25 protein-coding genes are annotated in these 22,550 nt (G+C 51.8%); 8 read left to right on the forward strand and 17 right to left on the reverse strand.

Translation table 11 applies throughout. The annotated features are described in order from the left end of the window. Positions 1-56: 56 nt before the first annotated feature. On the forward strand, positions 57-578 hold the full coding sequence (gene sodC2, locus SBG_RS06565) for a superoxide dismutase [Cu-Zn] SodC2 (RefSeq protein ID WP_000826814.1): 522 nt from the start codon (positions 57-59) through the stop codon (positions 576-578). On the opposite strand, the gene SBG_RS06570 is transcribed toward sodC2, so the two are convergent. The 3 genes from SBG_RS06570 to SBG_RS06580 are packed head-to-tail and all read right to left on the reverse strand — an operon-like array spanning position 554 to position 3,689. Next, positions 554-2,590, reverse strand: a complete 2,037-nt coding sequence (locus SBG_RS06570) for an FUSC family protein (protein WP_000777644.1) — start codon at positions 2,588-2,590, stop codon at positions 554-556. The two genes, sodC2 and SBG_RS06570, sit on opposite strands and share 25 nt — an antisense overlap. Continuing rightward, positions 2,590-3,450: an efflux RND transporter periplasmic adaptor subunit gene (locus SBG_RS06575; RefSeq protein ID WP_020844162.1), complete on the reverse strand. Its 861-nt coding sequence runs from the start codon at positions 3,448-3,450 to the stop codon at positions 2,590-2,592. The genes SBG_RS06570 and SBG_RS06575 overlap by 1 nt, the downstream gene beginning before the upstream one ends. Before the next feature lie 2 nt (positions 3,451-3,452). Beyond that, positions 3,453-3,689, reverse strand: a complete 237-nt coding sequence (locus SBG_RS06580; protein WP_000649759.1) for a DUF1656 domain-containing protein — start codon at positions 3,687-3,689, stop codon at positions 3,453-3,455. Positions 3,690-3,883: 194 nt separating this feature from the next. Here SBG_RS06580 and slyA point away from each other — a divergent pair, with 194 nt between their 5' ends. Beyond that, a complete protein-coding gene (gene slyA, locus SBG_RS06585) occupies positions 3,884-4,324 on the forward strand; it encodes a transcriptional regulator SlyA (protein ID WP_000764555.1) in 441 nt (146 codons plus the stop codon). Between the two features lie 49 nt (positions 4,325-4,373). Here slyA and slyB read toward each other — a convergent pair whose 3' ends face one another. Continuing rightward, entirely contained in the window at positions 4,374-4,841 is a 468-nt protein-coding gene (gene slyB / locus SBG_RS06590) for an outer membrane lipoprotein SlyB (protein ID WP_000597181.1), read from the reverse strand. Positions 4,842-5,124: 283 nt separating this feature from the next. Here slyB and anmK point away from each other — a divergent pair, with 283 nt between their 5' ends. From anmK to pdxY, 5 genes are all read left to right on the forward strand, one after another. Next, positions 5,125-6,246, forward strand: coding sequence for an anhydro-N-acetylmuramic acid kinase (anmK, locus tag SBG_RS06595; RefSeq protein WP_000835030.1), 1,122 nt, complete (start codon positions 5,125-5,127; stop codon positions 6,244-6,246). Between the two features lie 87 nt (positions 6,247-6,333). Continuing rightward, on the forward strand, positions 6,334-6,663 hold the full coding sequence (gene mliC / locus SBG_RS06600) for a C-type lysozyme inhibitor (RefSeq protein ID WP_001132093.1): 330 nt from the start codon (positions 6,334-6,336) through the stop codon (positions 6,661-6,663). 58 nt (positions 6,664-6,721) lie between these two features. Continuing rightward, positions 6,722-7,378 (forward strand): pyridoxamine 5'-phosphate oxidase, encoded by a 657-nt coding sequence (gene pdxH / locus SBG_RS06605; RefSeq protein ID WP_001282335.1) that lies wholly within the window; start codon positions 6,722-6,724, stop codon positions 7,376-7,378. Between the two features lie 126 nt (positions 7,379-7,504). Further along, entirely contained in the window at positions 7,505-8,779 is a 1,275-nt protein-coding gene (gene tyrS / locus SBG_RS06610; protein ID WP_000168618.1) for a tyrosine--tRNA ligase, read from the forward strand. Positions 8,780-8,838: 59 nt separating this feature from the next. Continuing rightward, complete coding sequence (gene pdxY, locus SBG_RS06615; protein WP_000789741.1) at positions 8,839-9,699, forward strand: pyridoxal kinase PdxY; 861 nt, start codon at positions 8,839-8,841, stop codon at positions 9,697-9,699. Between the two features lie 58 nt (positions 9,700-9,757). Here the strand turns inward: pdxY and gstA are convergent, their stop codons facing one another. The 12 genes from gstA to blr form a co-directional block, all read right to left on the reverse strand. Then, positions 9,758-10,363 (reverse strand): glutathione transferase GstA, encoded by a 606-nt coding sequence (gene gstA, locus SBG_RS06620; RefSeq protein WP_000765730.1) that lies wholly within the window; start codon positions 10,361-10,363, stop codon positions 9,758-9,760. 104 nt (positions 10,364-10,467) lie between these two features. Continuing rightward, the gene (gene dtpA, locus SBG_RS06625) at positions 10,468-11,973 is read right to left on the reverse strand and encodes a dipeptide/tripeptide permease DtpA (RefSeq protein ID WP_000100920.1); all 1,506 of its coding nucleotides are present in this window, start codon (positions 11,971-11,973) and stop codon (positions 10,468-10,470) included. A 591-nt stretch (positions 11,974-12,564) separates the two neighbouring features. Then, on the reverse strand, positions 12,565-13,200 hold the full coding sequence (nth, locus tag SBG_RS06630) for an endonuclease III (RefSeq protein ID WP_001030322.1): 636 nt from the start codon (positions 13,198-13,200) through the stop codon (positions 12,565-12,567). Beyond that, positions 13,200-13,892, reverse strand: coding sequence for an electron transport complex subunit E (locus SBG_RS06635; protein WP_001289704.1), 693 nt, complete (start codon positions 13,890-13,892; stop codon positions 13,200-13,202). Before SBG_RS06635 ends, nth begins: the two co-directional genes overlap by 1 nt. A 2-nt stretch (positions 13,893-13,894) precedes the next feature. Further along, on the reverse strand, positions 13,895-14,515 hold the full coding sequence (rsxG, locus tag SBG_RS06640; RefSeq protein WP_000920824.1) for an electron transport complex subunit RsxG: 621 nt from the start codon (positions 14,513-14,515) through the stop codon (positions 13,895-13,897). Positions 14,516-14,518: 3 nt separating this feature from the next. After that, positions 14,519-15,577: an electron transport complex subunit RsxD gene (rsxD, locus tag SBG_RS06645; protein WP_000231895.1), complete on the reverse strand. Its 1,059-nt coding sequence runs from the start codon at positions 15,575-15,577 to the stop codon at positions 14,519-14,521. Next, a complete protein-coding gene (gene rsxC, locus SBG_RS06650) occupies positions 15,578-17,785 on the reverse strand; it encodes an electron transport complex subunit RsxC (RefSeq protein WP_000933240.1) in 2,208 nt (735 codons plus the stop codon). Next, positions 17,778-18,356, reverse strand: coding sequence for an electron transport complex subunit RsxB (rsxB, locus tag SBG_RS06655; protein WP_001092591.1), 579 nt, complete (start codon positions 18,354-18,356; stop codon positions 17,778-17,780). The genes rsxC and rsxB overlap by 8 nt, the downstream gene beginning before the upstream one ends. Beyond that, positions 18,356-18,937: an electron transport complex subunit RsxA gene (rsxA, locus tag SBG_RS06660; RefSeq protein WP_000133179.1), complete on the reverse strand. Its 582-nt coding sequence runs from the start codon at positions 18,935-18,937 to the stop codon at positions 18,356-18,358. The genes rsxB and rsxA overlap by 1 nt, the downstream gene beginning before the upstream one ends. 76 nt (positions 18,938-19,013) lie before the next feature. Then, a complete protein-coding gene (locus tag SBG_RS06665) occupies positions 19,014-19,454 on the reverse strand; it encodes a DUF2569 domain-containing protein (RefSeq protein WP_000214062.1) in 441 nt (146 codons plus the stop codon). A gap of 88 nt (positions 19,455-19,542) precedes the next feature. Next, the gene (ydgT, locus tag SBG_RS06670) at positions 19,543-19,758 is read right to left on the reverse strand and encodes a transcription modulator YdgT (protein ID WP_000217946.1); all 216 of its coding nucleotides are present in this window, start codon (positions 19,756-19,758) and stop codon (positions 19,543-19,545) included. A gap of 286 nt (positions 19,759-20,044) precedes the next feature. After that, positions 20,045-20,170: a division septum protein Blr gene (blr, locus tag SBG_RS21565; protein WP_015702854.1), complete on the reverse strand. Its 126-nt coding sequence runs from the start codon at positions 20,168-20,170 to the stop codon at positions 20,045-20,047. A gap of 206 nt (positions 20,171-20,376) precedes the next feature. On the opposite strand from blr, the gene SBG_RS06675 reads away from it, so the two are divergent. Beyond that, positions 20,377-21,417, forward strand: coding sequence for an oxidoreductase (locus SBG_RS06675; protein ID WP_001283782.1), 1,041 nt, complete (start codon positions 20,377-20,379; stop codon positions 21,415-21,417). Between the two features lie 74 nt (positions 21,418-21,491). On the opposite strand, the gene add is transcribed toward SBG_RS06675, so the two are convergent. Continuing rightward, complete coding sequence (gene add, locus SBG_RS06680; RefSeq protein ID WP_000565557.1) at positions 21,492-22,493, reverse strand: adenosine deaminase; 1,002 nt, start codon at positions 22,491-22,493, stop codon at positions 21,492-21,494. Between the last annotated feature and the right edge of the window lie 57 nt (positions 22,494-22,550).

The following is a 22,550-nucleotide window of genomic DNA, read 5'->3' on the forward strand; positions in this document are numbered from 1 at the left end:
TCATGTTTCCGCCAGTGGTTTACACTTAACAGGCTACCACTTGTAACGGAGGTTTTATGAAGCGATTGAGTTTGGCAATGGTGACGCTGCTGGCCTGTGCCGGGGCGCAGGCCGCAAGCGAAAAAGTAGAGATGAACCTGGTGACTGCACAGGGTGTGGGGCAGTCAATCGGTACTGTGATTATCGATGAAACCGAAGGCGGATTAAAATTTACCCCGCACCTTAAAGCGCTACCGCCTGGCGAGCATGGTTTCCATATTCATGCTAAAGGCAGCTGCCAGCCGGCTATTAAAGATGGCAAAGCCGTTGCGGCAGAAGCTGCTGGCGGTCATCTGGACCCACAAAATACCGGCAAGCATGAAGGACCGGAGGGCCAGGGGCACCTGGGCGACCTCCCGGTACTGGTCGTTAATAACGATGGCATCGCAACCGAGTCGGTTACTGCGCCACGTCTGAAGACGCTTGATGAAGTAAAAGATAAGGCGCTGATGATCCATGTTGGCGGTGATAATATGTCCGATCAGCCGAAGCCGCTTGGCGGTGGCGGGGCGCGTTACGCCTGCGGCGTTATTAAATAACCTGACAGCGTGCCTTGCGCTGGCGCCTGTTCCAGCTGCGACAGCGAACAGTGTAAACGCCAGATAATCGCCGCCAGCTCATGCGCGGCAGGTTGATGATGATGTGCGAGCGTGTCGCAGATACGTTGTAGTTCCTGTAGCGTGACGGCAAGCGGGCGTTGCTGTACGCCGCGCTCGCTCATCACATCACGTAGCAGAGAAATACACATATCCCGCACGCGGGAAAGCGGATCGGAACGCGACTCCCAGGCACGTAGCTGCCACACAACATGCGAACAGTTCAGGAGTACCACTCCCCATCGTAATAACCAACGTCGTGCCAGCGCGTCCTGGCTGTTGCTGAGCTGGCTGACATGGTGATACGTCAGGGATTCAAACTCACTTTCACTGTGAGAAGGGTGGCGGCTAAGCTGATCGACGAAGTCCCGGCGTAATGCGCGGATATGGCGGCGGCTTTTTACGGCATCAGAACCGGGGCGCAAAATCGCAAACGCCAGCCAGGAGATCGCGACGCCGACGATCTTGGCGGTATTATCGTTAAGAAAGTCGGCGAAGTCGTATATCGGCGGATTGGTCACCGCAATGAAGGAGCCCATAAAGACGATAAGTTGTCCCCACAGACCTGCCAGCCTGGGCATTTGCAGTTTAAGCAGTTGCATTGTGGTGAGCAGGGGAAAAAGGAAAAGCAGGAATTGCCACAGATCGGTGATTTGTACCATCAGGCCAAATTTAACCACAAAACTAAATAATGACAGCAGGATTAAGGTGCGCATTAATAAAGAAATTGACTTAAACGGCGTCGCGACGATGGAGTAGAGAACGCAACTGATCGCCGCCAATGTTAACGCGCCGGATCCTTCTTCCCACTGCGCGCCGATACTCCAGGCGCCAATAACCGTTAGTGTGCAAAAGGTACGCACGCCGCTCCAGATAGCCTCTGCGTTATCCGTATGGCGTGCGAGACCGGGAGTGCGACGGATTTTGATTTGATCCATTGGCGCGCCGCTTTCAATCAAATATAACTGGCGGCTGCTGCGCAGGTATAACTGGCAAAAATAGCGTAATCGCTGCCAGAACGCGAGGTGGCGATAATCCTGTTCATCCTGCGGACGTAGCGGCGCAATAATACGCGCCACCGTATAGCTATCCGCACGAGGTTTTGCCAGCTCGGCCAGGAGTTGTTCAATGACATCACGGCTATTTTCTGGCGGCGTCGGCCAGTTTAAAAGCATCCTGCGCAGACTGGAGATCACGCTGGTCAGCCGTAACTGCTGGTGTAACAATGCATTTAGTAACGCATTCTGGCGACGAAAGCGGTAATGACTCCAGAAGGCCTGGATACGCAGCAGGTTCATGGTCAGTATTTGCCCAATAACACCCTCATGCGCAGAGCGGATAGCGTCAGTGGTATCCGGCTGCCAAAGTAGGCTGGCATGTTCCAGCAGGCGCGCGTGCATGTTTTTCAGCGCGGTGAGCAACGCGGTGCCATCGGAGGTACTGGGCAGAATCATCATCATTGTGCCGCCGCAGAGAATGCCGACGATAACTTCACATACGCGCGCCTGTGCAATATCCCACAGTTGCGTGACTTCTATAATATTGACCATCGGGAACGCGATAATCGCCGCGGTGTAACCAGACAACTGAAATGCATAAGCGGCGTTATTGGTAAAATGCGCGCAGGCCCAGGTACAAAAACCGATCCAGGCGGCCATGCTAAATAAGAACAACCAGGGTTCATTTAAGGTATGACCGGCAATCATTAACGCGGCGGTGGCACCAAGCAAACTGCCGGCAATACGTCCCAGGCTTTTACTGATCACGCCGCCTACGGTTGGAAAACTGACCACTGCAGCTGAGGTCATCGCCCAGTAGGGCTCATCCAGATTAAGGTAATAGGCGAAGGTCAACGCAAGACACATGGCAATCGTGTTACGCAAAGCGTAACGCCACTGGCCGGAGGTCGCTTTTAACCAGGGGGTATTGCGTAGTGTCGGCAGGGAGAGTTTCATTAATGCTGTCCAATCGCCACGCTACAGGTCGTGCCGGAGACCAGCGTTATATCGTGCGGTAGGGCGTCAAAATCGATACGTACCGGTACTCGCTGCGCCAGACGCACCCACGGTACATTGGGTTTGATATCTGGCACCAGACCGGAATCGCTTTCAACGCTTTGGTCGTAGATCGCCCGCCCAATACTGGCAACGTGACCCTGTAACTTAATATTGCCACTATACAGAGTTATTAATGCGGGTTCTCCTTCGCGGATATGGCGCAGTTTGGTTTCTTCGAAATATCCCATTACATAAAAGGAGTGGCTATCCACCAGAGCGAAAAGCGGCTTACCGGTACTCGCATAATCACCGGTGCGAGTGGAAAGATTGGTCACCCAGCCGGAGACAGGCGCTTTCACTTCTGTCTGGCTAAGCTGCCATTGCGCCTGTTTTAAGGTTGCCAGAGCAACATCCACACTGGCTTGCATTGCTTTCACATTCAGATTAGCGCTATCCAGATCTTCAGCGGAAATGTAATTACGTGATAAATGTCGACGTCGGTTGGCTTCGTTATTCGCTTTTGCCAGATCGGACTGCGCTTTAGCTAACTGCGCCTGAGCGTTAAGTTCAGCGATATGGAAGGGGGTTTTGTCAATGACAAACAGGACGTCACCCGCATTGACGAACTGATTATCGTTGACATTGAGTTGGGCAATGCTGCCAGAAACCTGTGGCGTTATGCTGACCTGTTCCGCGCGGACTTTGCCGTCGCGTGTCCACGGCGACTGCATATAGTAATTCCACAACCACCACGCGGCCAGGACGGCGACGGCGGCGACAAGGAGAGTAGAAAAATATTTAATTGTTTTAAAAGACATATTTACCACGCGATCAGTAAAACGAGGCCCAGACACACGCAAAGCGTAAAGAGTGAGAGATCCATTAACAAAGGGTGCCAGACGTCACCAGAGTATATCCGTTCACGCAGGAGTCGGTGAATAAACAACCAGATAACGAAGCCAAGCGCAAAGGCTTTAAAGAATGGCGGAAAGTAAACGGATGCTCCCAACATGAGATCTTGTAAGGGCAATCCTGTGGCGTTGAGTATACACTTCACAAGCAATGTTCCTTTGCGTCAGACAACGATGCTTTAGTTTTAGCCAAAACTGAAGTCATTGGCGCTAATTGCGTACTATGTCTGAAAAAATGTCTATTGGTAAGCAAATTTAGCAATACATTTGTTTTGAGAATGCAAATACTGCACACTATTCTAAAATCAGCATAATAACTTAGCAAGCTAATTATAAGGAGATGAAATTGGAATCGCCACTAGGTTCTGATCTGGCACGGTTGGTGCGCATTTGGCGTGCTCTGATTGACCATCGCCTCAAGCCTCTGGAATTGACGCAGACACATTGGGTCACGCTGCACAATATTCATCAATTGCCGCCCGACCAGTCGCAGATTCAATTGGCTAAAGCGATAGGCATTGAGCAGCCATCGCTGGTACGCACGCTGGATCAACTTGAAGATAAAGGGCTCATTTCGCGGCAAACCTGTGCCAGCGATCGCCGCGCTAAACGCATTAAACTGACCGAAAAAGCGGAGCCGTTAATCACCGAGATGGAAGCGGTCATTCATAAAACGCGTGGTGAAATTCTTGCCGGGATTTCGTCAGAGGAGATTGATCTTCTGATTAAACTTATCGCGAAACTTGAACACAACATTATTGAATTGCACTCTCACGATTGAGACGCAGGGGCGTACGTGTGGCCATGACTGACCACACGTAAAGCCTGTTCTAGCGTGGTGAAACAGTCACCTGGCTGCCGTTGCTGGCCAGCACGACGCGTTGACCTGGTGAGAAACGTGTGCTCCCTTGTTTCTGCACTACCATAATGGTGTTGCCATCGTCCTTACGAATTTCCAGTTCTACACCCTGCGTTTTGTTCATCGCGCTTTCGACGCCCTGGCCTGCCACGCCGCCAGCCACCGCGCCGGCAGCCGTCGCCAGTGAACGGCCCGTGCCGCCGCCGATAGTGTTACCAAGGAAACCGCCCAACACCGCGCCGCCGATAGCGCCAATCACGTTAGAATCATTACCGCCCTGAATTTGAACCGGACGAACGTTAACGATAGTACCGTACGTTACATTCTGAACCTGTTTAGCCTCAGATGCGGTATAAACATCACCCGAAAGGCTATCATTGTTAACACAGCCGGCTAAAGATAACCCCATCAGTGAAACGGCCAGTACACGTTTAATCATTTATTCATCTCCTGTTCTTCACGAAACGCTATTTCAGCATCCCTATTGCTAAATTATATGGCATTTATGCAGTTAAGGTCATATCTTCTGCTGAAAGAATGTAAAAATCATAACCAGATGTTAATTAACCAACCTTCAACGAAATGTGACGGATGTATGACATGAGGAAAGGCAGATAACAGACATCCGCGAACGACACGGCAAAAAACGTTACGCGAGCGTGCCATTACAGCATATTTTTTGCTGGTGTGTTAACGCGTAATCCAGCTTAAAAGGAAGAGGTATGAAATCAGGCCGTTTTATTGGCGTTATGTCCGGAACCAGCCTTGATGGCGTCGATGTTGTACTGGCGGCGATTGATGAAACAATGGTTGCCCAACAGGCAAGTCTCACCTGGCCTATTCCCGTTCATCTGAAAAAAGGCATTCTTGATATTTGTCAGGGGCAGACGCTTACACTCTCGCAACTTGGGCAACTTGATACACAGTTAGGCCGGCTTTTTGCGCAGGCAATTAATGCACTATTGGCGCAACAACATTTGCAGCCACGGGATATTGTCGCTATTGGTTGCCATGGACAAACGGTATGGCATGAACCTACCGGCGATGCTCCGCATACGCTACAAATTGGTGATAATAATCATATCGTCGCCCATACCGGGATCACGGTGGTAGGGGATTTCCGGCGGCGGGATATTGCGCTGGGCGGACAAGGCGCGCCGCTGGTGCCCGCGTTCCATCACGCCTTGTTGGCGCATCCGACGGAAAGACGTATGGTTCTGAATATCGGCGGCATCGCCAATTTATCTCTGCTTTTCCCCGGACAGGCGGTGCGCGGATATGATACAGGCCCGGGCAATATGTTAATGGACGCGTGGATTTGGCGGCAATGCGCGCAGCCTTACGACAAAGACGCGGCGTGGGCGAAAGAAGGTAAGGTTATTCTTCCTTTGTTGCAAAAGATGCTGAGTGATCCGTACTTTGCTGCGTCAGCGCCTAAAAGTACAGGGCGCGAGTACTTCAATTATGGTTGGTTAGCACATCATCTGGCGGCTTTCCCCGGCGCAGACGCGCGTGATGTACAGGCCACACTGGTAGAACTCACGGCGGTCTCTATCGCACAACAGGTATTGCTTAATGGCGGTTGCGAACGCTTGATGGTCTGTGGCGGTGGAAGCCGCAACCCATTAGTCATGGCCCGTCTGGCTGCGCTGTTACCGGGTATTGAAGTGTCAACCACCGATAAGGCGGGGATCAGTGGCGATGATATGGAAGCGCTGGCATTTGCATGGCTTGCCTGGCGAACCCTTGCGGGTCTGCCGGGCAATTTACCTTCCGTGACAGGGGCTACACAAGCCAGTGTTTTAGGCGCTATTTATCCGGCTAACCCAGCAACTCAGAGTTAACTGAATTTTTTTCGGGCGATATATCGGTACACTAGGCATGTCAGGAAGGGGCGTTGGTCCCTTCAGAAGCAGGAGAGCTTTCGGGATATGCCTATGAAAAAGATAGTAATAATGTGTTTACCTGTGCTTCTGACAGGCTGTAGCGTTTACCAGCAATTTGTTGAACGTATGCAAACGGATACGCTGGAATACCAGTGCGATGAGAAGCCGCTTACCGTCAATGTCAATAACCCGCGTGAAGAGGTCAGTTTTGTTTATGACAATAAATTGCTGACCCTGAAGCAGGGGTTATCGGCCTCAGGCGCACGCTATACGGATGGGATTTATGTTTTTTGGTCACAAGGTGAAAACGCCACCGTCTATAAGAGAGACAGAATTGTGCTGAATAACTGCGAGTTACAAAATCCGAAGCGTTGAGATTTTCAGTCCGGGGGCGCACAATAGCGCCACCTACTGATTATTTCTGATCAACGCCATGTCTGACAACGACCAATTGCAGCAAATTGCGCATCTACGCCGTGAGTACACGAAAGGTGGCCTGCGTCGCCGTGATTTACCCGCGGAACCGTTAACCCTGTTTGAGCGCTGGCTTGGACAGGCGTGTGACGCCCGCCTCGCCGATCCGACGGCGATGGTCGTGGCAACAGTAGATGACACGGGGCAGCCGTACCAACGTATTGTATTGCTCAAGCATTACGACGAAAAAGGGCTGGTCTTTTATACCAATCTGGGAAGCCGTAAGGCTCACCAGATTGAGCATAATCCGCGTGTCAGTCTGTTATTTCCCTGGCATATGCTTGAACGCCAGGTGATGGTGACAGGCAAAGCCGAGCGTCTCTCCCCCCTTGAAGTGGTGAAATATTTCCACAGTCGCCCGCGTGACAGCCAGATTGGCGCATGGGTCTCTAAACAATCCAGCCGTATTTCCGCACGTGGTATCCTCGAAAGTAAATTCCTGGAGCTCAAGCAAAAGTTTCAGCAAGGTGAAGTCCCGCTGCCCAGCTTCTGGGGCGGTTTTCGCGTTAGCATCGAACAGATGGAATTCTGGCAGGGCGGTGAACATCGCCTGCACGATCGCTTTTTATACCAACGCGATGACGGCGCGTGGAAAATCGACCGTCTTGCGCCTTAAAGATGCAAAAATCTTGTTGTAAGCACTGGTGCGGATGAATCCGGCGTTTTATGCTATGTCTCTTTCGCGTCTGGCGAAAAGTCGTGTACCGGCAAAGGTGCAGTCGTTTTATACATGGAGATTTTGATGGCAAGCAGTAACTTGATTAAACAATTGCAAGAGCGGGGGCTGGTAGCCCAGGTGACGGACGAAGACGCGTTGGCAGAGCGACTGGCGCAAGGCCCGATCGCGCTCTATTGCGGATTCGATCCTACCGCTGACAGCTTGCATTTGGGGCATCTGGTTCCATTGTTATGCCTGAAACGCTTCCAGCAGGCAGGGCATAAACCTGTCGCACTGGTGGGCGGTGCAACCGGTCTGATTGGCGACCCCAGTTTTAAAGCCGCCGAGCGTAAGCTGAATACTGAAGAGACGGTTCAGGAATGGGTGGCTAAAATTCGTAAACAGGTTGCCCCGTTCCTGGACTTTGATTGTGGTGAAAATGCCGCCATCGCAGCCAATAACTATGACTGGTTCGGCAGCATGAATGTGCTGACTTTCCTGCGTGATATCGGTAAACATTTCTCCGTAAATCAGATGATCAATAAAGAAGCGGTAAAGCAGCGTCTGAACCGTGACGATCAAGGGATCTCTTTCACCGAGTTCTCTTATAACCTGCTACAGGGGTACGACTTTGCCTGCCTGAATAAACTCCACGGTGTTTCGTTACAGATTGGTGGTTCTGACCAGTGGGGGAATATTACCTCCGGTATCGACCTGACCCGTCGTCTGCACCAGAATCAGGTATTTGGTCTGACCGTTCCGTTGATCACCAAAGCTGACGGCACGAAATTCGGCAAAACCGAAGGCGGCGCTGTCTGGCTGGATCCGAAGAAAACCAGTCCGTATAAATTCTATCAGTTCTGGATTAATACCGCGGATGCTGATGTTTATCGCTTCCTGAAATTCTTTACCTTTATGGATATTGAAGAGATTAACGCTCTGGAAGAGGAAGATAAAAACAGCGGTAAAGCGCCGCGTGCCCAATATGTGTTGGCCGAACAGGTGACGCGTCTGGTTCACGGCGAAGAGGGATTGATTGCAGCGAAACGCATTACCGAAAGTCTTTTTAACGGTAATCTGAGCGATCTTAGCGAGGCGGATTTTGAGCAACTCGCCCAGGACGGCGTGCCAATGATCGAACTGGAAAAAGGTACCGATCTGATGCAGGCGCTGGTAGATGCCGAGCTCCAGCCTTCTCGTGGACAGGCGCGTAAAACTATCGCCTCCAATGCAGTCACTATTAATGGTGAAAAACAATCCGATCCTGAATACATCTTTAACGATGAGGACCGCCTGTTTGGCCGCTATACCTTATTGCGTCGCGGCAAAAAGAACTATTGTCTGATTTGCTGGAAATAAGGCATTAAGTAACAGGGAGTGAGAAATCACTCCCTTATTTTTGATGTTCAGGTAAAAAAATGAAGAATATCCTCGCTATCCAGTCCCATGTTGTTTTCGGACATGCGGGCAACAGCGCTGCCGAATTTCCTATGCGTCGTCTTGGCGCTAATGTCTGGCCGCTGAATACCGTTCAGTTTTCTAACCACACGCAATATGGTAAATGGACTGGCTGCGTCATGCCGCCCAGCCATCTGACGGAGATTGTCCAGGGAATTGCGGACATTGGCCAGTTAGCGCATTGCGATGCCGTACTCAGTGGTTATCTGGGGTCCGCCGAGCAGGGTGAACATATTCTCGGTATTGTGCGCCAGGTTAAAGCGGCCAATCCGCAGGCAAAATATTTCTGCGATCCCGTGATGGGACATCCGGAAAAGGGCTGTATTGTGGCGCCCGGCGTCGCAGAGTTTCATGTGCGTTATGCGCTACCTGCCAGTGATATTATCGCGCCTAATCTGATTGAGCTGGAAATACTCAGCCAACATGCCGTCAATAATGTGAACGATGCTGTACAGGCTGCACGTGAACTGATTGCCCAGGGACCAGAAATTGTGCTGGTGAAACATCTCGCTCGCGCAGGATATAGTCCGGATCGCTTTGAAATGCTGCTGGTGACAGCGCAGGAAGCCTGGCATATTAGCCGCCCTCTGGTGGATTTCGGCTTACGTCAGCCGGTTGGCGTTGGCGATGTCACCAGTGGCTTACTGTTAGTCAAACTTTTGCAGGGCTCGACGTTGCAGCAGGCGCTGGAGCATGTTACGGCGGCAGTATATGAGATTATGATCACCACCAAAGCGATGCAGGAATACGAACTGCAGGTCGTGGCAGCGCAGGAGCGGATCGCGAACCCTGAACATTATTTTAGCGCGACGCGACTGTAATCCGTGATACTGAAAGATGCCGGATAGCGGTAAGGATAAGCTATCCGGCAAAATAACATTAATTTAATCCTTCCGCTTTAAGCGCGGCTGCAACAGCCGGTCTTTCCGCAGCGCGCTTCATATAACTCTCAATATGCGTGAACCCGTCAAGAGGCAGTTTTACCCCATACGCCCACCGCAAAACGGTAAACAGATAAGCGTCTGCGATAGTAAAACGTTGACCGCAAATCCATTGATCGTCTGCAAGCGCCTCATTAACGTATTGTAATTTCTTTTCCAGTCCGGCACGGACGGCAGGCTTAAGCGTTTCGGGTGTGTCAGGGCGAAACAGCGGCGTAAACCCTTTATGCAGTTCCGTTGCAATATAGTTTAGCCACTCCAGCGTATGATAACGCGCAAGACTGCTTATGGGGGCCAGAAGCTGGCGGTCGGGAACGCTGTCTGCAAGATACTGCATAATGGCGACCCCTTCAGTCAATAATGTGCCGTCATCCAAAAGCAGAGCAGGAACCTGTCCTTTCGGGTTTAGCGCAAGGTAATCATCGCCATTTTCCAGACGCTTTTTCGCGAGATCGACACCCTCAAGCGTGAAGTCTTTGCCAATCTCGCGAAGGGTAATGTGGGAAGCAAGAGAACAGGCACCCGGTTTGTAGAACAGTTTCATCGGTAACTCCTTTTTGCTGAGGTTTAAAGTATGGTAGTGCGGGGATGGGCAAAAAAAAAGCCGCTAACGCACAGTTAGCGGCCTGAATGTTGTTTCCCGGAAAATTAAACTGTAGCGGCTTTAGCGCCTTTCTCAGCGGTATCATCATCCTGAGTCATACGGTTCAGCTTAGGTGCTGTCAGCAGCATCAGGACGGCGATAACGGCGGTTGCTACGCCAATCTGCATAAATACGCGGCCGTAGACTTCCAGGGACATCAGCGGGTCAGTCACGTCGCTTGGCACCGCCATCATGTTGGCGACATAGCCACCAATGATGTTGGCGCCTGCCGTTGTCAGGAACCAGCTCCCCATGATGAAGCCCATCAGACGCTGCGGAACCAACTGCGCAACCATTGCCAGCCCCAGACCGGAGATCATCAGTTCACCGATACTTTGCAGACAATAACTCATGATCAGCCAGTTTACGGATACGATGCCGGCATCGTTCGCAAATTTAGCGCCCAACGGCAGAATGAGGAATGCGCCAGAGCACAGCACCATGCCAATGGCAAATTTCATCGGCATTGGGAGGGTATCGCCCATCTTGTTATAAATTGCGGCCAGAATCGGGCTACCGATAATGATCCAGAACGGGTTTAGCGCCTGATACTGTTCCGGTTCGAAAGCGATACCGAGAATAGAATGCTCAACGTTACGAATCGCGAAGAAGTTCAGAGAGGTCGGCATCTGGCTGTACAGTACGAAGAAAATGATCGCCTGCAGCATCAGAATGAAGGCAACGATCATTTTACGACGCGCGGCGCCATGCATGGAAAACGCTTCTTTACCAAAGATAATAACGATGCCAAGCGCGATAACGCCCAGTGCCATTCGCGCGATATCCTGGTTATGCAACAGCCAGGTCGCCACCGCAATCAGGACGATAACGCCAACAATAGTCAACAGCAGATTACGGAAGTTGATCGGTTCAAAGTCAGGTTTGGAGCCGTAACTTTTGACCCAGCGTTGGCAGAAGGCAAAGTTAACGACGGTTATCAGCATACCGACGACGCTAAGCGCAAACGCGGTGCTCCAGCCATAACGCGCCGCCAGCCATGGCGTTGCCAGCATGGAGAAGAAGGAGCCGATGTTGACGGACATATAATACATGGTAAACGCGCCGTCGAGACGCGGATCGTCCTTCGCATAACAGGTAGAAAGCAGAGAAGACGGGTTAGCTTTAAACAGACCGTTACCCACCGCGATAGCCGCCATGCCCATATAGACGATGCCGGCGTCATGGCCAGACCACGCGACCAGCGCATAACCGATAGCCAATACCACGGCGCCCAACATGATAACGCGTTTAGTACCCAGGACTTTGTCACCTAACCAGCCGCCAATCGCGACCAGACCGTATACCAGCGCGCTGAAGGAAGAGAAAAGGGTGATAGAATCCGCTTCTGACATACCCAGTTGTTTTACCAGGTAGACGGCCATAATGCCTTGCAGGCCGTAATAACCAAAACGCTCCCACAACTCTATCGAGAAGATGAGATAGAACGCCTTCGGTTGTTTGAAAGCGTTCATACTAACGCTTTCAGTTGGTTTATTGTTTGCAGTAGACACTTTTACCTCTTTTTTTACGCCCTGTATTAACAGGGATTGTCTGGCGCGTGATGAGACAGACTCATCCGTCCGATTGTTATATTGGAGGGGAAACGGCAGGTAATGTTCACTATCTTTCCTTTTCAGACAAGTCTTTTGTAATAATCTGTTACATATAACTCGCGTGGTCGAATCGTCGGGCAACGGAAATGTTATACAGCGTTAAATTTCTTCATTTGAAGAATGGCAGATTTTTACACTGTGAAACGGCCATAATTTTGGGTGAAAGGCGATATCTTCTGCTATTTAATGCAAAATGCAGTGATATAGGCCATTATCTGAAAAAAAGCCAGATTAATATTTTGTAGTGAAAAGGTACCTTCAGTCCATCTGGTTGAAAATGTAACCTTAGATGACACTAAATTTCACATTAAGTTATCAAAGTGATCTTGATCACGTATAGATAGAAATTTTTGCTATTAAAAAAATGATTAACCTGGTATGGCGCTAAAACGAAAGCACATGACGTCAGAAAAGCAGCGAGAACGGGTATTATTAGCGGCTGTAATAGAGAGAGCGGGCAGGGGAGCGCGCTGGGGCACTCCCCACCTTTCAGATGTCGGCTTTTTCTTTGTATTCGCAAAGATCTTCAATGATGCAAGAGCCGCAGCGGGGTTTCCGGGCGATACAGGTATAGCGACCGTGTAAAATTAACCAGTGGTGGCAATCTACTTTGAACGCATTTGGCACCACTTTCAGCAGTTTCTCTTCTACCTGCTCGACATTTTTGCCTGGGGCGAACCGGGTTCGGTTGCATACACGAAATATATGCGTATCAACGGCAATGGTCGGCCAGCCGAAGGCAGTATTCAGCACCACGTTAGCCGTTTTACGCCCCACTCCGGGAAGCGCTTCCAGCGCCTCTCGATCCTCGGGTACTTCGCCGTTATGCTTTTCCAGTAAAATACGGCAGGTCTTAATCACATTTTCCGCTTTACTGTTAAATAAGCCGATGGTTTTGATATAGGATTTCACGCCCTCAACGCCCAGTTCCAGCATTGCCGCTGGCGTGTTGGCGACCGGGTAAAGTTTAGCGGTGGCTTTGTTCACGCTGACATCAGTCGCCTGTGCGGAAAGCAGCACGGCAATCAGCAGCTCAAACGGCGAGGTAAAATTAAGTTCCGTCGTGGGATGCGGATTGTTGTCGCGCAGGCGTGTCAGAATTTCCAGCCTTTTTGCTTTGTTCATCAGACTTTCCCTGTTTCACCTGCCGGAACGGCGGAGGGTGCGGTTTCGGCACGGCGTTTTTTCATTTTTTCATCAATAAGATATTTTACTGCCAGCATAAGGCCCAGGCCGATAAACGCGCCGGGCGGCAGCATTGCCAGTAGAAAAGGCGAGTCGGTGTGAAATATCTCAACCCGTAATGCTTTCGCCCAGCCCCCCAGCAGACTGTCAGCGCCATCGAAAAGCGTTCCATTCCCCAGGATCTCGCGCAGCGACCCCAGTACAAACATGGCGCCTGTCGCGCCCATGCCGATGGAAAAACCGTCCAGCGCGGAAAGCCACGGGCCTTTCCTGGCAGCAAACGCCTCGGCGCGCCCGACAACAATGCAGTTGGTGACGATCAGCGGAATAAAAATGCCTAAAGACTGGTACAAACCGAAGGCGTATGCATTGATCAGCATCTGTACTGCGCTTACCACCGAGGCAATGATCATCACGTAAATCGGGATACGGATTTCCGCGGGTGTCCAGCGGCGCAGGGTGGAAACCGTCAGGTTTGTTAGTGTTAATACCAGTGTCGTGGCAAGACCCAGCCCCAGGGCATTGGTTGCCGTAGAGGTAACCGCCAGCAAAGGACACAGGCCAAGCAATTGCACCAGAGCGGAGTTATTTTTCCACAACCCCTGAACAACAATATTTTTTATTTCGCTCATGGTTATTCTCCACAGGCGGTTAAGTAAGGAAGTTGCGCGGGCAAAGATTCGGCATACAGTCCTGCGCGCTTAACTGCATTCACTACTGCGCGCGGCGTAATGGTGGCGCCGGTAAATTGGTCAAAATCACCGCCATCTTTTTTCACCGCCCAGTGTGTATCATTTTCACCGCTGATCGTCTTCCCGCTAAAGTGGGTAATCCAGTCAGACAGGCGGCGCTCAATTTTATCACCCAATCCTGGCGTCTCATGATGTTCCGTAACGCGCGTACCCATGATAGTGCCGTTGAAATCTGTGGCAACGATGAGCTGAATAGCGCCGGAATAGCCGTCTGGCGCGGTGGCTTCAATGATGGCGGCTACGGGTTTATCATCTTTGCGAGCGATAAAAACACGGTGCGTGCCCTTTCCCAGAGCAGGCGCATCGACCAGGTAGCAGCTCTCTTGCAGGTTATTATTGTAATGCTCAGGCGGCAATACCTGATCGAACAGCGCATGTTGTTGTTGTAGCGCCTGTTCGTGAATGGTTGATTTGGTCATCTGATTGATCACCGCGGTTAGTCCCGTAGAGCCTGCGGCAAAAAGCGCCAGCGTAATTCCGTGTTTACGAATCGTTTTTAGCATGGTTTATCCTTTACGATGTCCATAGACGCGGGGACGCGTGTAGTAGTCGATCAGAGGAACCGTGATATTCGCTAACAGGACGGCAAAAGCAACGCCGTCCGGATAACCGCCAAAGCTTCGAATCAGCCACACTAATACCCCAGCCAGCGCACCGAAAATTAAACGTCCCCGGTTGGTCGTGGAGGCGGTTACCGGGTCTGTTAAAATAAAAAACGCGCCCAGCATGGTAGCGCCTGACAGCAGATGAAGCTGCGGCGATGCCAGCGTATCGGGTGAAAAAAGCCAGCCTAACGCGGCGCATAACGCCAGCGTGAACAGGAAACTGGCCGGGATATGCCAGCGAATCGCTTTTTTCCACAGCAGAAATATACCGCCAATAAGCCAGGCAATATTAACCCACAACCAGCCTACGCCAGCCAGCACGCTGCTGTATATCGGGTACTGCATGATTTGCTCAACGGAATGCCCGGCGCGCAAAGAGGTTTTAAACGTATCCAGCGGCGTTGCCTGGCTGATACCGTCAATTCCTATACGTAGCATCGCCATATCGCCACCGCTGGCGGTATGGCCAGTAAAAATCATCCATAGCGCATCCAGCATACCGGGAGGCGTTGCCGCTATTTCATATGGCGGTAGCCAGCTTGTCATTTGTACCGGAAAGGAAATTAATAATACTACGTAACCGATCATCGCTGGATTGAAGGGATTTTGTCCCAGCCCGCCATACAATTGTTTGGCGATAATAATGGCAAATCCCGTCCCTAATACTACCATCCACCAGGGGGCGAGCGGGGGAATACTGACCGCCAGCAAAAGTCCTGTTAGTAACGCAGAATAATCCTTCAGATGAGTGGCGACCGATTGTTTGCGCAGCCTCAGGACAATGGCTTCAGCGACGAGCGCCGTGACGGCAGCCAGAACGATCTGGAAAAGCGTTCCCCAACCAAAAAACCACGTCTGCGCGGCAATCCCCGGTAGAGCGGCGATTAACACCAGCAACATAATTCGTGATGTCTGGCGCTGGTTATGGGTATAAGGCGAGCTTGCGATTCTGAATACCATTTAGTCCTCGTTAACAACCGGCTGCTGTGCTGCTTTTTTTGCCTGAACGCGGGCGATCGCCGCAGCAACCGCGGCTTTACGCGGGTCGACCGGTTCGGCGGGCGCGCTTACGGCCTGCTGCTCCTGCTTACGGGCTTTGGCGCGGGCGATGGCTGCCTCCACCGCGGCTTTACGCGGGTCGACCGTTTCGGTGGGCGCGCTTACGGCCTGCTGTTCCTGCTTACGGGCTTTGGCGCGGGCGATGGCTGCCTCCACCGCAGCTTTACGCGGGTCGACCGTTTCGGTGGGCGCGCTTATGGCCTGCTGTTCCTGCTTACGGGCTTTGGCGCGGGCGATGGCTGCCTCCACCGCGGCTTTACGCGGGTCGACCGTTTCGGTGGGCGCGCTTATGGCCTGCTGTTCCTGCTTACGGGCTTTGGCGCGGGCGATGGCTGCCTCCACCGCGGCTTTACGCGGGTCGACCGTTTCGGCGGGCGCGCTTACGGCCTGCTGTTCCTGCTTACGGGCTTTGGCGCGGGCGATGGCTGCCTCCACCGCAGCTTTGCGCGGGTCGTCGCCGGTGGTTGTATGGTCAGTCGTCGGATGACCGGCGTGTTTAGCGCGCGCTTGCGCCTTACGCGCTTCACGCGCTGCAATAGCGGCGCTATTATCCGGTGTCCCGCCAGCCTGAATGATAACAGGCTGCATTGCCTGCGCCTGTTTTTCTTTTACCCGCGCCAGCGCTGCGGCAATGGCATCCTGATCTTTTGCCGCAGGCTGTACGGCGGCACTCTTATGTCGTGCAAGGCGGGCGGCTTTTTCGCGCTCAAGTCTTGCCTGACGAGCCTCAAAGCGTGCTTTCGCCTCGGCAGCACGCTTTTCTTCTTGCCTTATTGCATTAATCTCCGCTTTTTCCTGACGAAAATACTGGACGAGAGGAATATTACTGGGGCAAACCCAGGCGCAGGCACCGCATTCTATACAGTCGGCAATATGGTGAGCAGTAGCCTTGTCATGCTGCTGTCCTTTGCTGAACCAGTAAAGTTGCTGCGGTAAAAGGTCGGCAGGGCAGGCGTCAGCGCAGGCGCTGCAACGAATACAGCTTTTCTCTTCCTGCGGCGCTCCCATTTCAGTCACGGATGGTGCCAGCAGGCAGTTGGTGATTTTTACGACCGGTACATCAAGCCAGGGAAGGGTGAATCCCATCAACGGGCCGCCCATGATGACCATCTGGTCGGCGGAAGGGCAGAACCCGGCATCGTTAAGTAAATGACGAACGGGAGTGCCGAGCCGCGCCCAGACGTTACCCGGACGGCTTACCGCTTCACCCGTTAAGGTGACGACGCGTTCTGTTATGGGTTCGCCGTCAACCACGGCGCGTTTAACAGCATAAGCCGTACCGACGTTTTGCATCAGTACGCCAATATCAGAAGAACGCCCGCCATGGGGTACCTGTTTTCCCGTCAGTATCTGGGTAAGCTGTTTTGCGCCACCGGAAGGGTATTTGGTTGGGATAACACGTAACGATATATCGTGGGCATCAGACAGTACGGCGCGCAGCATGGAAATAGCCTGCGGTTTGTTATCTTCAATGCCGATTAAGACCTCACGCGGTTGCAGAATATGCGCCAGGATGCGAATACCTTCCACAATCTGCGCGGCACAGTCCTGCATCAGACGATCGTCCGCTGTGATGTAAGGCTCGCACTCGGCGGCATTGATAATAAGTGTAGTGATCTTATCACCGCCGCCCTGCAATTTAACGCCAGTGGGAAACCCCGCACCGCCAAGCCCGGCGACGCCATACTGATGAATGCGTTCAATGAGCGCTTCACGGCTGTGGGCGCGGTAATCAGACCAGCCCTCGCGTTCAATCCAGCGGTCTTCGCCGTCGGCATCAATGATGACGCTCAACTCCGCCAGCGCCGAAGGATGCGCTGTTGAGTGGGGCGCAATAGCGATAACTGTGCCGGAGGTGGGCGCGTGTACTGGCAGCATTCTCCCGCGTCCACGGGTGAGCGGCTGGCCGCGCAGCACACGATCACCGACGCTAACGCACAACTCACCCTCAGCGCCAATGTGCTGCTTTAAGGGGATAACGAAGCGCGGCGCTAAAGGCACCTGACGCAGTGGTGTACCGTTTGACTGGCTTTTCATTTCGGGCGGATGAATACCGCCGTCAAAATCCCAGATTTTATCTTTTCTAAACGCGGAGAATAAGTTAAGCATGGTGTTCCACGGGAATGATGCGAACGGGAATGGTGTTCAAATCCCACTTCCAACTGTCGGGCGTCTCATTGACCGGACGTAATTCGATACAGTGCGTCGGACACGGATCAACGCACAGATTACAGCCGGTACAGAGATCGCTCATGACCGTGTGCATGGCGCGCGTTGCACCAACGATGGCGTCAACCGGGCAGGCCTGAATGCATTTTGTGCAACCAATACAGTTATTTTCATCAATAACCGCCAGCATACGTACCGGTGCGGCCTGCTGTTCTTCACCATCGCATGGCTGCGGCTCTACATTTAGCAGCTCCGCAATTTTCAGCATAACGGCGTCGCCGCCGGGCGCGCAGCGATTGATTTTCTCGCCCTGCAGACCTACCGCTTCGGCGTACGGACGGCAGCCTGGATAGCCGCACTGTCCGCACTGGCTCTGTGGCAGGATGGCATCAATTTTTTCAACAACCGGATCATCTTCAACCGCGAATCGGCGGGAGGCATAACCCAGAATGGCGCCGAACACCAGACCTAACAAGGCCAGAGCGCCAACGGCAATCCAGATAGTATTCATTACAACTTCACCAAACCACTAAAGCCCATAAAGGCTAACGACATTAACCCTGCGGTGATCAATGCTATCGCGTTACCACGAAAAGGCGCAGGGACATCCGCCACGGCGAGACGCTCGCGGATAGCGGCAAACAGAACCATTACCAGTGAGAAGCCGACGGCGGCGGAAAAACCGTACAGCGCTGACTGAAGAAAGTGATGACCGAGATTAATATTTAATAATGCCACCCCCAGAACCGCACAGTTAGTGGTGATCAGCGGTAAGAAGATCCCTAACAGACGGTATAACGCGGGGCTGGTCTTTCGCACCACCATTTCGGTGAATTGTACGACCACGGCAATGACGAGGATAAAGGCCAGGGTCCGCAGATAAATCAGGTCAAGCGGAATAAGTATCCAGGTGTCGATAAGCCAGGCACATATCGACGCCAGCGTCATGACAAAGGTCGTCGCAAGGCCCATCCCCATGGCGGTTTCCAGTTTTTTGGATACGCCCATAAAGGGACAAAGGCCCAGAAACTTGACCAGTACAAAGTTATTGACCAGTACAGTTCCGACAAAGAGCAGCAAGTAATCAGTCATTATTCGGCCTGAAATAAAAAAGCCGCCTATTATCTGTCAAACTGCAACAGGCGACAACAGGTTAACTGTAGGGTTATTACGGATTAACAAACGTTGTTTTGACACGCACTGAACGTTTGAGATAAGGCACTATCAGTGCCGTTGCCAACAGCGGAAAAAGTAACTGGCGAACGGCAAAGGCGTCTGATACGGGCGAGAAGGCAAATGCTTTAACCGCCAGTAGAACTGACACCAGTAGCCAGATAATATAATGCTTCGGCACGCAGCGTCTGCGCTTGAAGAATGCGATCGTTAACCACAGGGTATAGTACCACATGGCGATAGCAGTAATAAATGAGATGCCCCATAGCAGTAAATTAGTGGTTTCCTGTCCGCTCAGCGTTTTTAACGTTTGCGGCGTGGCAAGCGCCATAACGTAGAGCAATAACGCCAGCGAGGCGCTCAACAACGCGACTAACAGCCAGGCTAACGGGCCAAGAAGCCAGCCTCCAATTCGTTGTGGCGGTGTTGTGGTCATATCTTCTCCGGAGTTACACGCGTTAACGGCCATGCCGCTCATTTTGGGGCAAATATTATAAGGTTTTTAGCATTAAACGCTACTTTCTTTATTGCACATAACGCCAGACAGACTGCGGCACCTGACCTACATCGAACAAGCGTCCCCCGGAAACCAGTTCGGCACGGCGATGATCCGCAGCACGATACATATTAACGATATCCATATCATCTGTAAGGGTGTAATTGAGGTGGTCGAACAGTTTTTCCAGACTTTCGAGTGAACTAATTTTGCGGAATTTTAATAGATAATCCTGAACAGTCATAAAAGTTGATCCATATTAAATATAATGCCAACGGAGTAGTCACTGATAAAAAATAAACAAAATTGCACCAGATAGTGGTCAGGGGTGCAGGTAAAACAGGAATATTCTTATCGGTAAAGAATCAGGCGCCACATGGCGCCTGGGGCGAAAGGTTAACGCGCTTTACTACAACAGGCAATAAACGTCAGACCATGATAGAGCATATTACGTTTTTTTGGACGATTTTTGACTTTTCCCGACAGGTTTGGCAAAGACTGTGTGAAAACGCCTTTACGTTATTTGACGTCTACTTCTTCTGAACAGAAGCTACGGGCTCCGGTGGATGGTAATTGTCAATATGGTTAGCAATACCTAAAAGAATGACCGAGATAACGAGAACTATCCAGCCTGTTAATTCAATAAGACGATTCATTATTGATGACATTTGCTTTGATTTATCCATAAACACAGGCAGTAAATATTACTTGCCTAACGAACTATCGGCAAGGGGATGGGAACGATTTCAGACTCTGTTATGCCACATGTAAGCCGTCTGGTGCAGCATGGTCGGCCAGGAGGCTATTGCGGCTAATCGTGCGATGGTGTGGAATAGCGATATCTTAAACCGGAGGCAGTGAAATGAGTGACAGAATCCGCGTTGGTTTAATAGGTTACGGTTATGCCAGTAAAACCTTTCATGCGCCCTTAATTATGGGTACGCCAGGGTTAGAGCTCGCAGCAGTATCCAGCAGCGATGAAACAAAAGTAAAAGCAGACTGGCCGGCTGTGACCGTGGTCGCCGAACCCCGCCATTTATTTGACGATCCGCACATTGACCTGATTGTAATCCCGACGCCCAACGATACCCATTTCCCGTTGGCTAAAGCCGCCCTGGAAGCGGGTAAACATGTGGTAGTAGATAAACCTTTTACCGTGACACTGTCACAGGCGCGAGAATTAGAGGCGCTTGCACGAAGTACTGGCCGGGTGCTTTCTGTTTTCCACAATCGTCGCTGGGACAGCGATTTTTTGACGCTTAAAGCGTTGTTGGCAGACGGCGTGCTCGGTGAGGTGTCGTCGTTCGAATCTCATTTCGATCGTTTTCGGCCTCAGGTGCGTGACCGCTGGCGTGAACAAGGTGGACCGGGAAGCGGTATCTGGTACGATCTGGCGCCGCATTTATTGGATCAGGCTGTTCACCTTTTTGGCCTGCCGGTCAGCATGACGGTGGATTTAGCGCAACTACGCCCGGGTGCGCAATCCACAGATTATTTCCACGCGATTCTATCTTATCCCCAGCGACGCGTAATTTTACACGGAACGATGCTTGCCGCGGCAGAGTCGGCGCGATACATCGTTCACGGTTCGCGCGGCAGCTATGTAAAGTATGGTCTTGATCCGCAGGAAGAACGGTTAAAAAATGGCGAGCGCTTGCCGCAGGAAGACTGGGGATATGACATGCGTGACGGTATATTGACGCTGGTTGAGGGGGAGACACGCAAAGAAGAGCCCTGGCTTACGCTGCCGGGAAATTATCCGGCGTATTATGCCGCTATCCGTGATGCGTTGAATGGCAAGGGTGAAAATCCTGTGCCAGCAAGTCAGGCGATCCAAATCATGGAGTTGATTGAACTGGGCATTGAGTCGGCAAAACATCGTGCGACGCTGTGTCTGGCCTGATTTACACTATTTTTCCGCCTGGGATAGCGTTTAATCGCAGGCGGAGAGATAGCATTAATTTCGAGGAGGTAATCTTACATCGCGGCTACTTTCTCGCGCAGGGCACGTTTTTCTGCATCGCTCAGGAAAGCTATCTCCAGACCGTTAATTTGTGCCTGGCGGATCTGTTCGCGGCTTAACCCTGCTGCTGGCGCGGCAACGTGATATTCATGAATGATATCTACGCCCTGAACGGCTGGATCGTCCGTATTCAGGCTGGCGAGAACGCCATGCTCAAGGAAGGTTTTGAGCGGATGATCGGCCAGCGATGCGACGGTGCTGGTCTGAATATTCGAGGTCAGACAGGACTCAATACCGATGCGTTGTTGCGCAAGGAAATCCATTAACGCACGATCTTCAACCGCTTTTACGCCATGTCCGATACGTTCAGCTCCCAGCTCGCGAATCGCCTGCCAGATACTTTCCGGCCCTGCGGCTTCGCCGGCGTGGACAGTAATATGCCAGCCAGCATCGCGTGCCCGGTTAAAGTGTGACAGGAACAGGCTACCGGGAAAGCCCAGCTCATCGCCAGCTAAATCCAGCGCGGTAATTTTTTCACGGTGTGCCAGCAATGCGTCAAGTTCCTGTAAGCAGGCCGCCTCGCCAAAGGTGCGGCTCATAATGCCGATAAGCCGTGCCTCGACGCCAAACGCGTTACAGCCGTCCCGTACGCCGTCGATAACGGCTTCAACTACGCCTGCGATCGGTAGCTGGTGCGCCATGGCCATATAGCCTGGCGAAAAGCGCAACTCGACGTAATGCAGGCCGTTACGCGCCGCATCTTCAATATTCTCAAAAGCCACGCGACGGCAGGCGTCAAGCGAGGCCAGGACTTTTACGCCCCAATCGAGCTTAGACAGAAAACTCACTAAATCAGGTTCGGTTGAGGTGACCTGAACATGTGGGATTAGCGTTTCCAGCGTTTGTGCGGGTAGGGCAATATTGAACTGGCGGCCAAGATCCAGAATAGTTTGGGCGCGAATGTTGCCATCAAGGTGGCGGTGGATGTCAGTTAAAGGCAGAGTAATATCAATCATGGTCGCACTCAATTTTGAATAAAGTGCGCACCATTATACTACAGATCCGTAATCCTC

The organism is Salmonella bongori NCTC 12419 (genome assembly GCF_000252995.1).
Classification (GTDB): domain Bacteria; phylum Pseudomonadota; class Gammaproteobacteria; order Enterobacterales; family Enterobacteriaceae; genus Salmonella; species Salmonella bongori.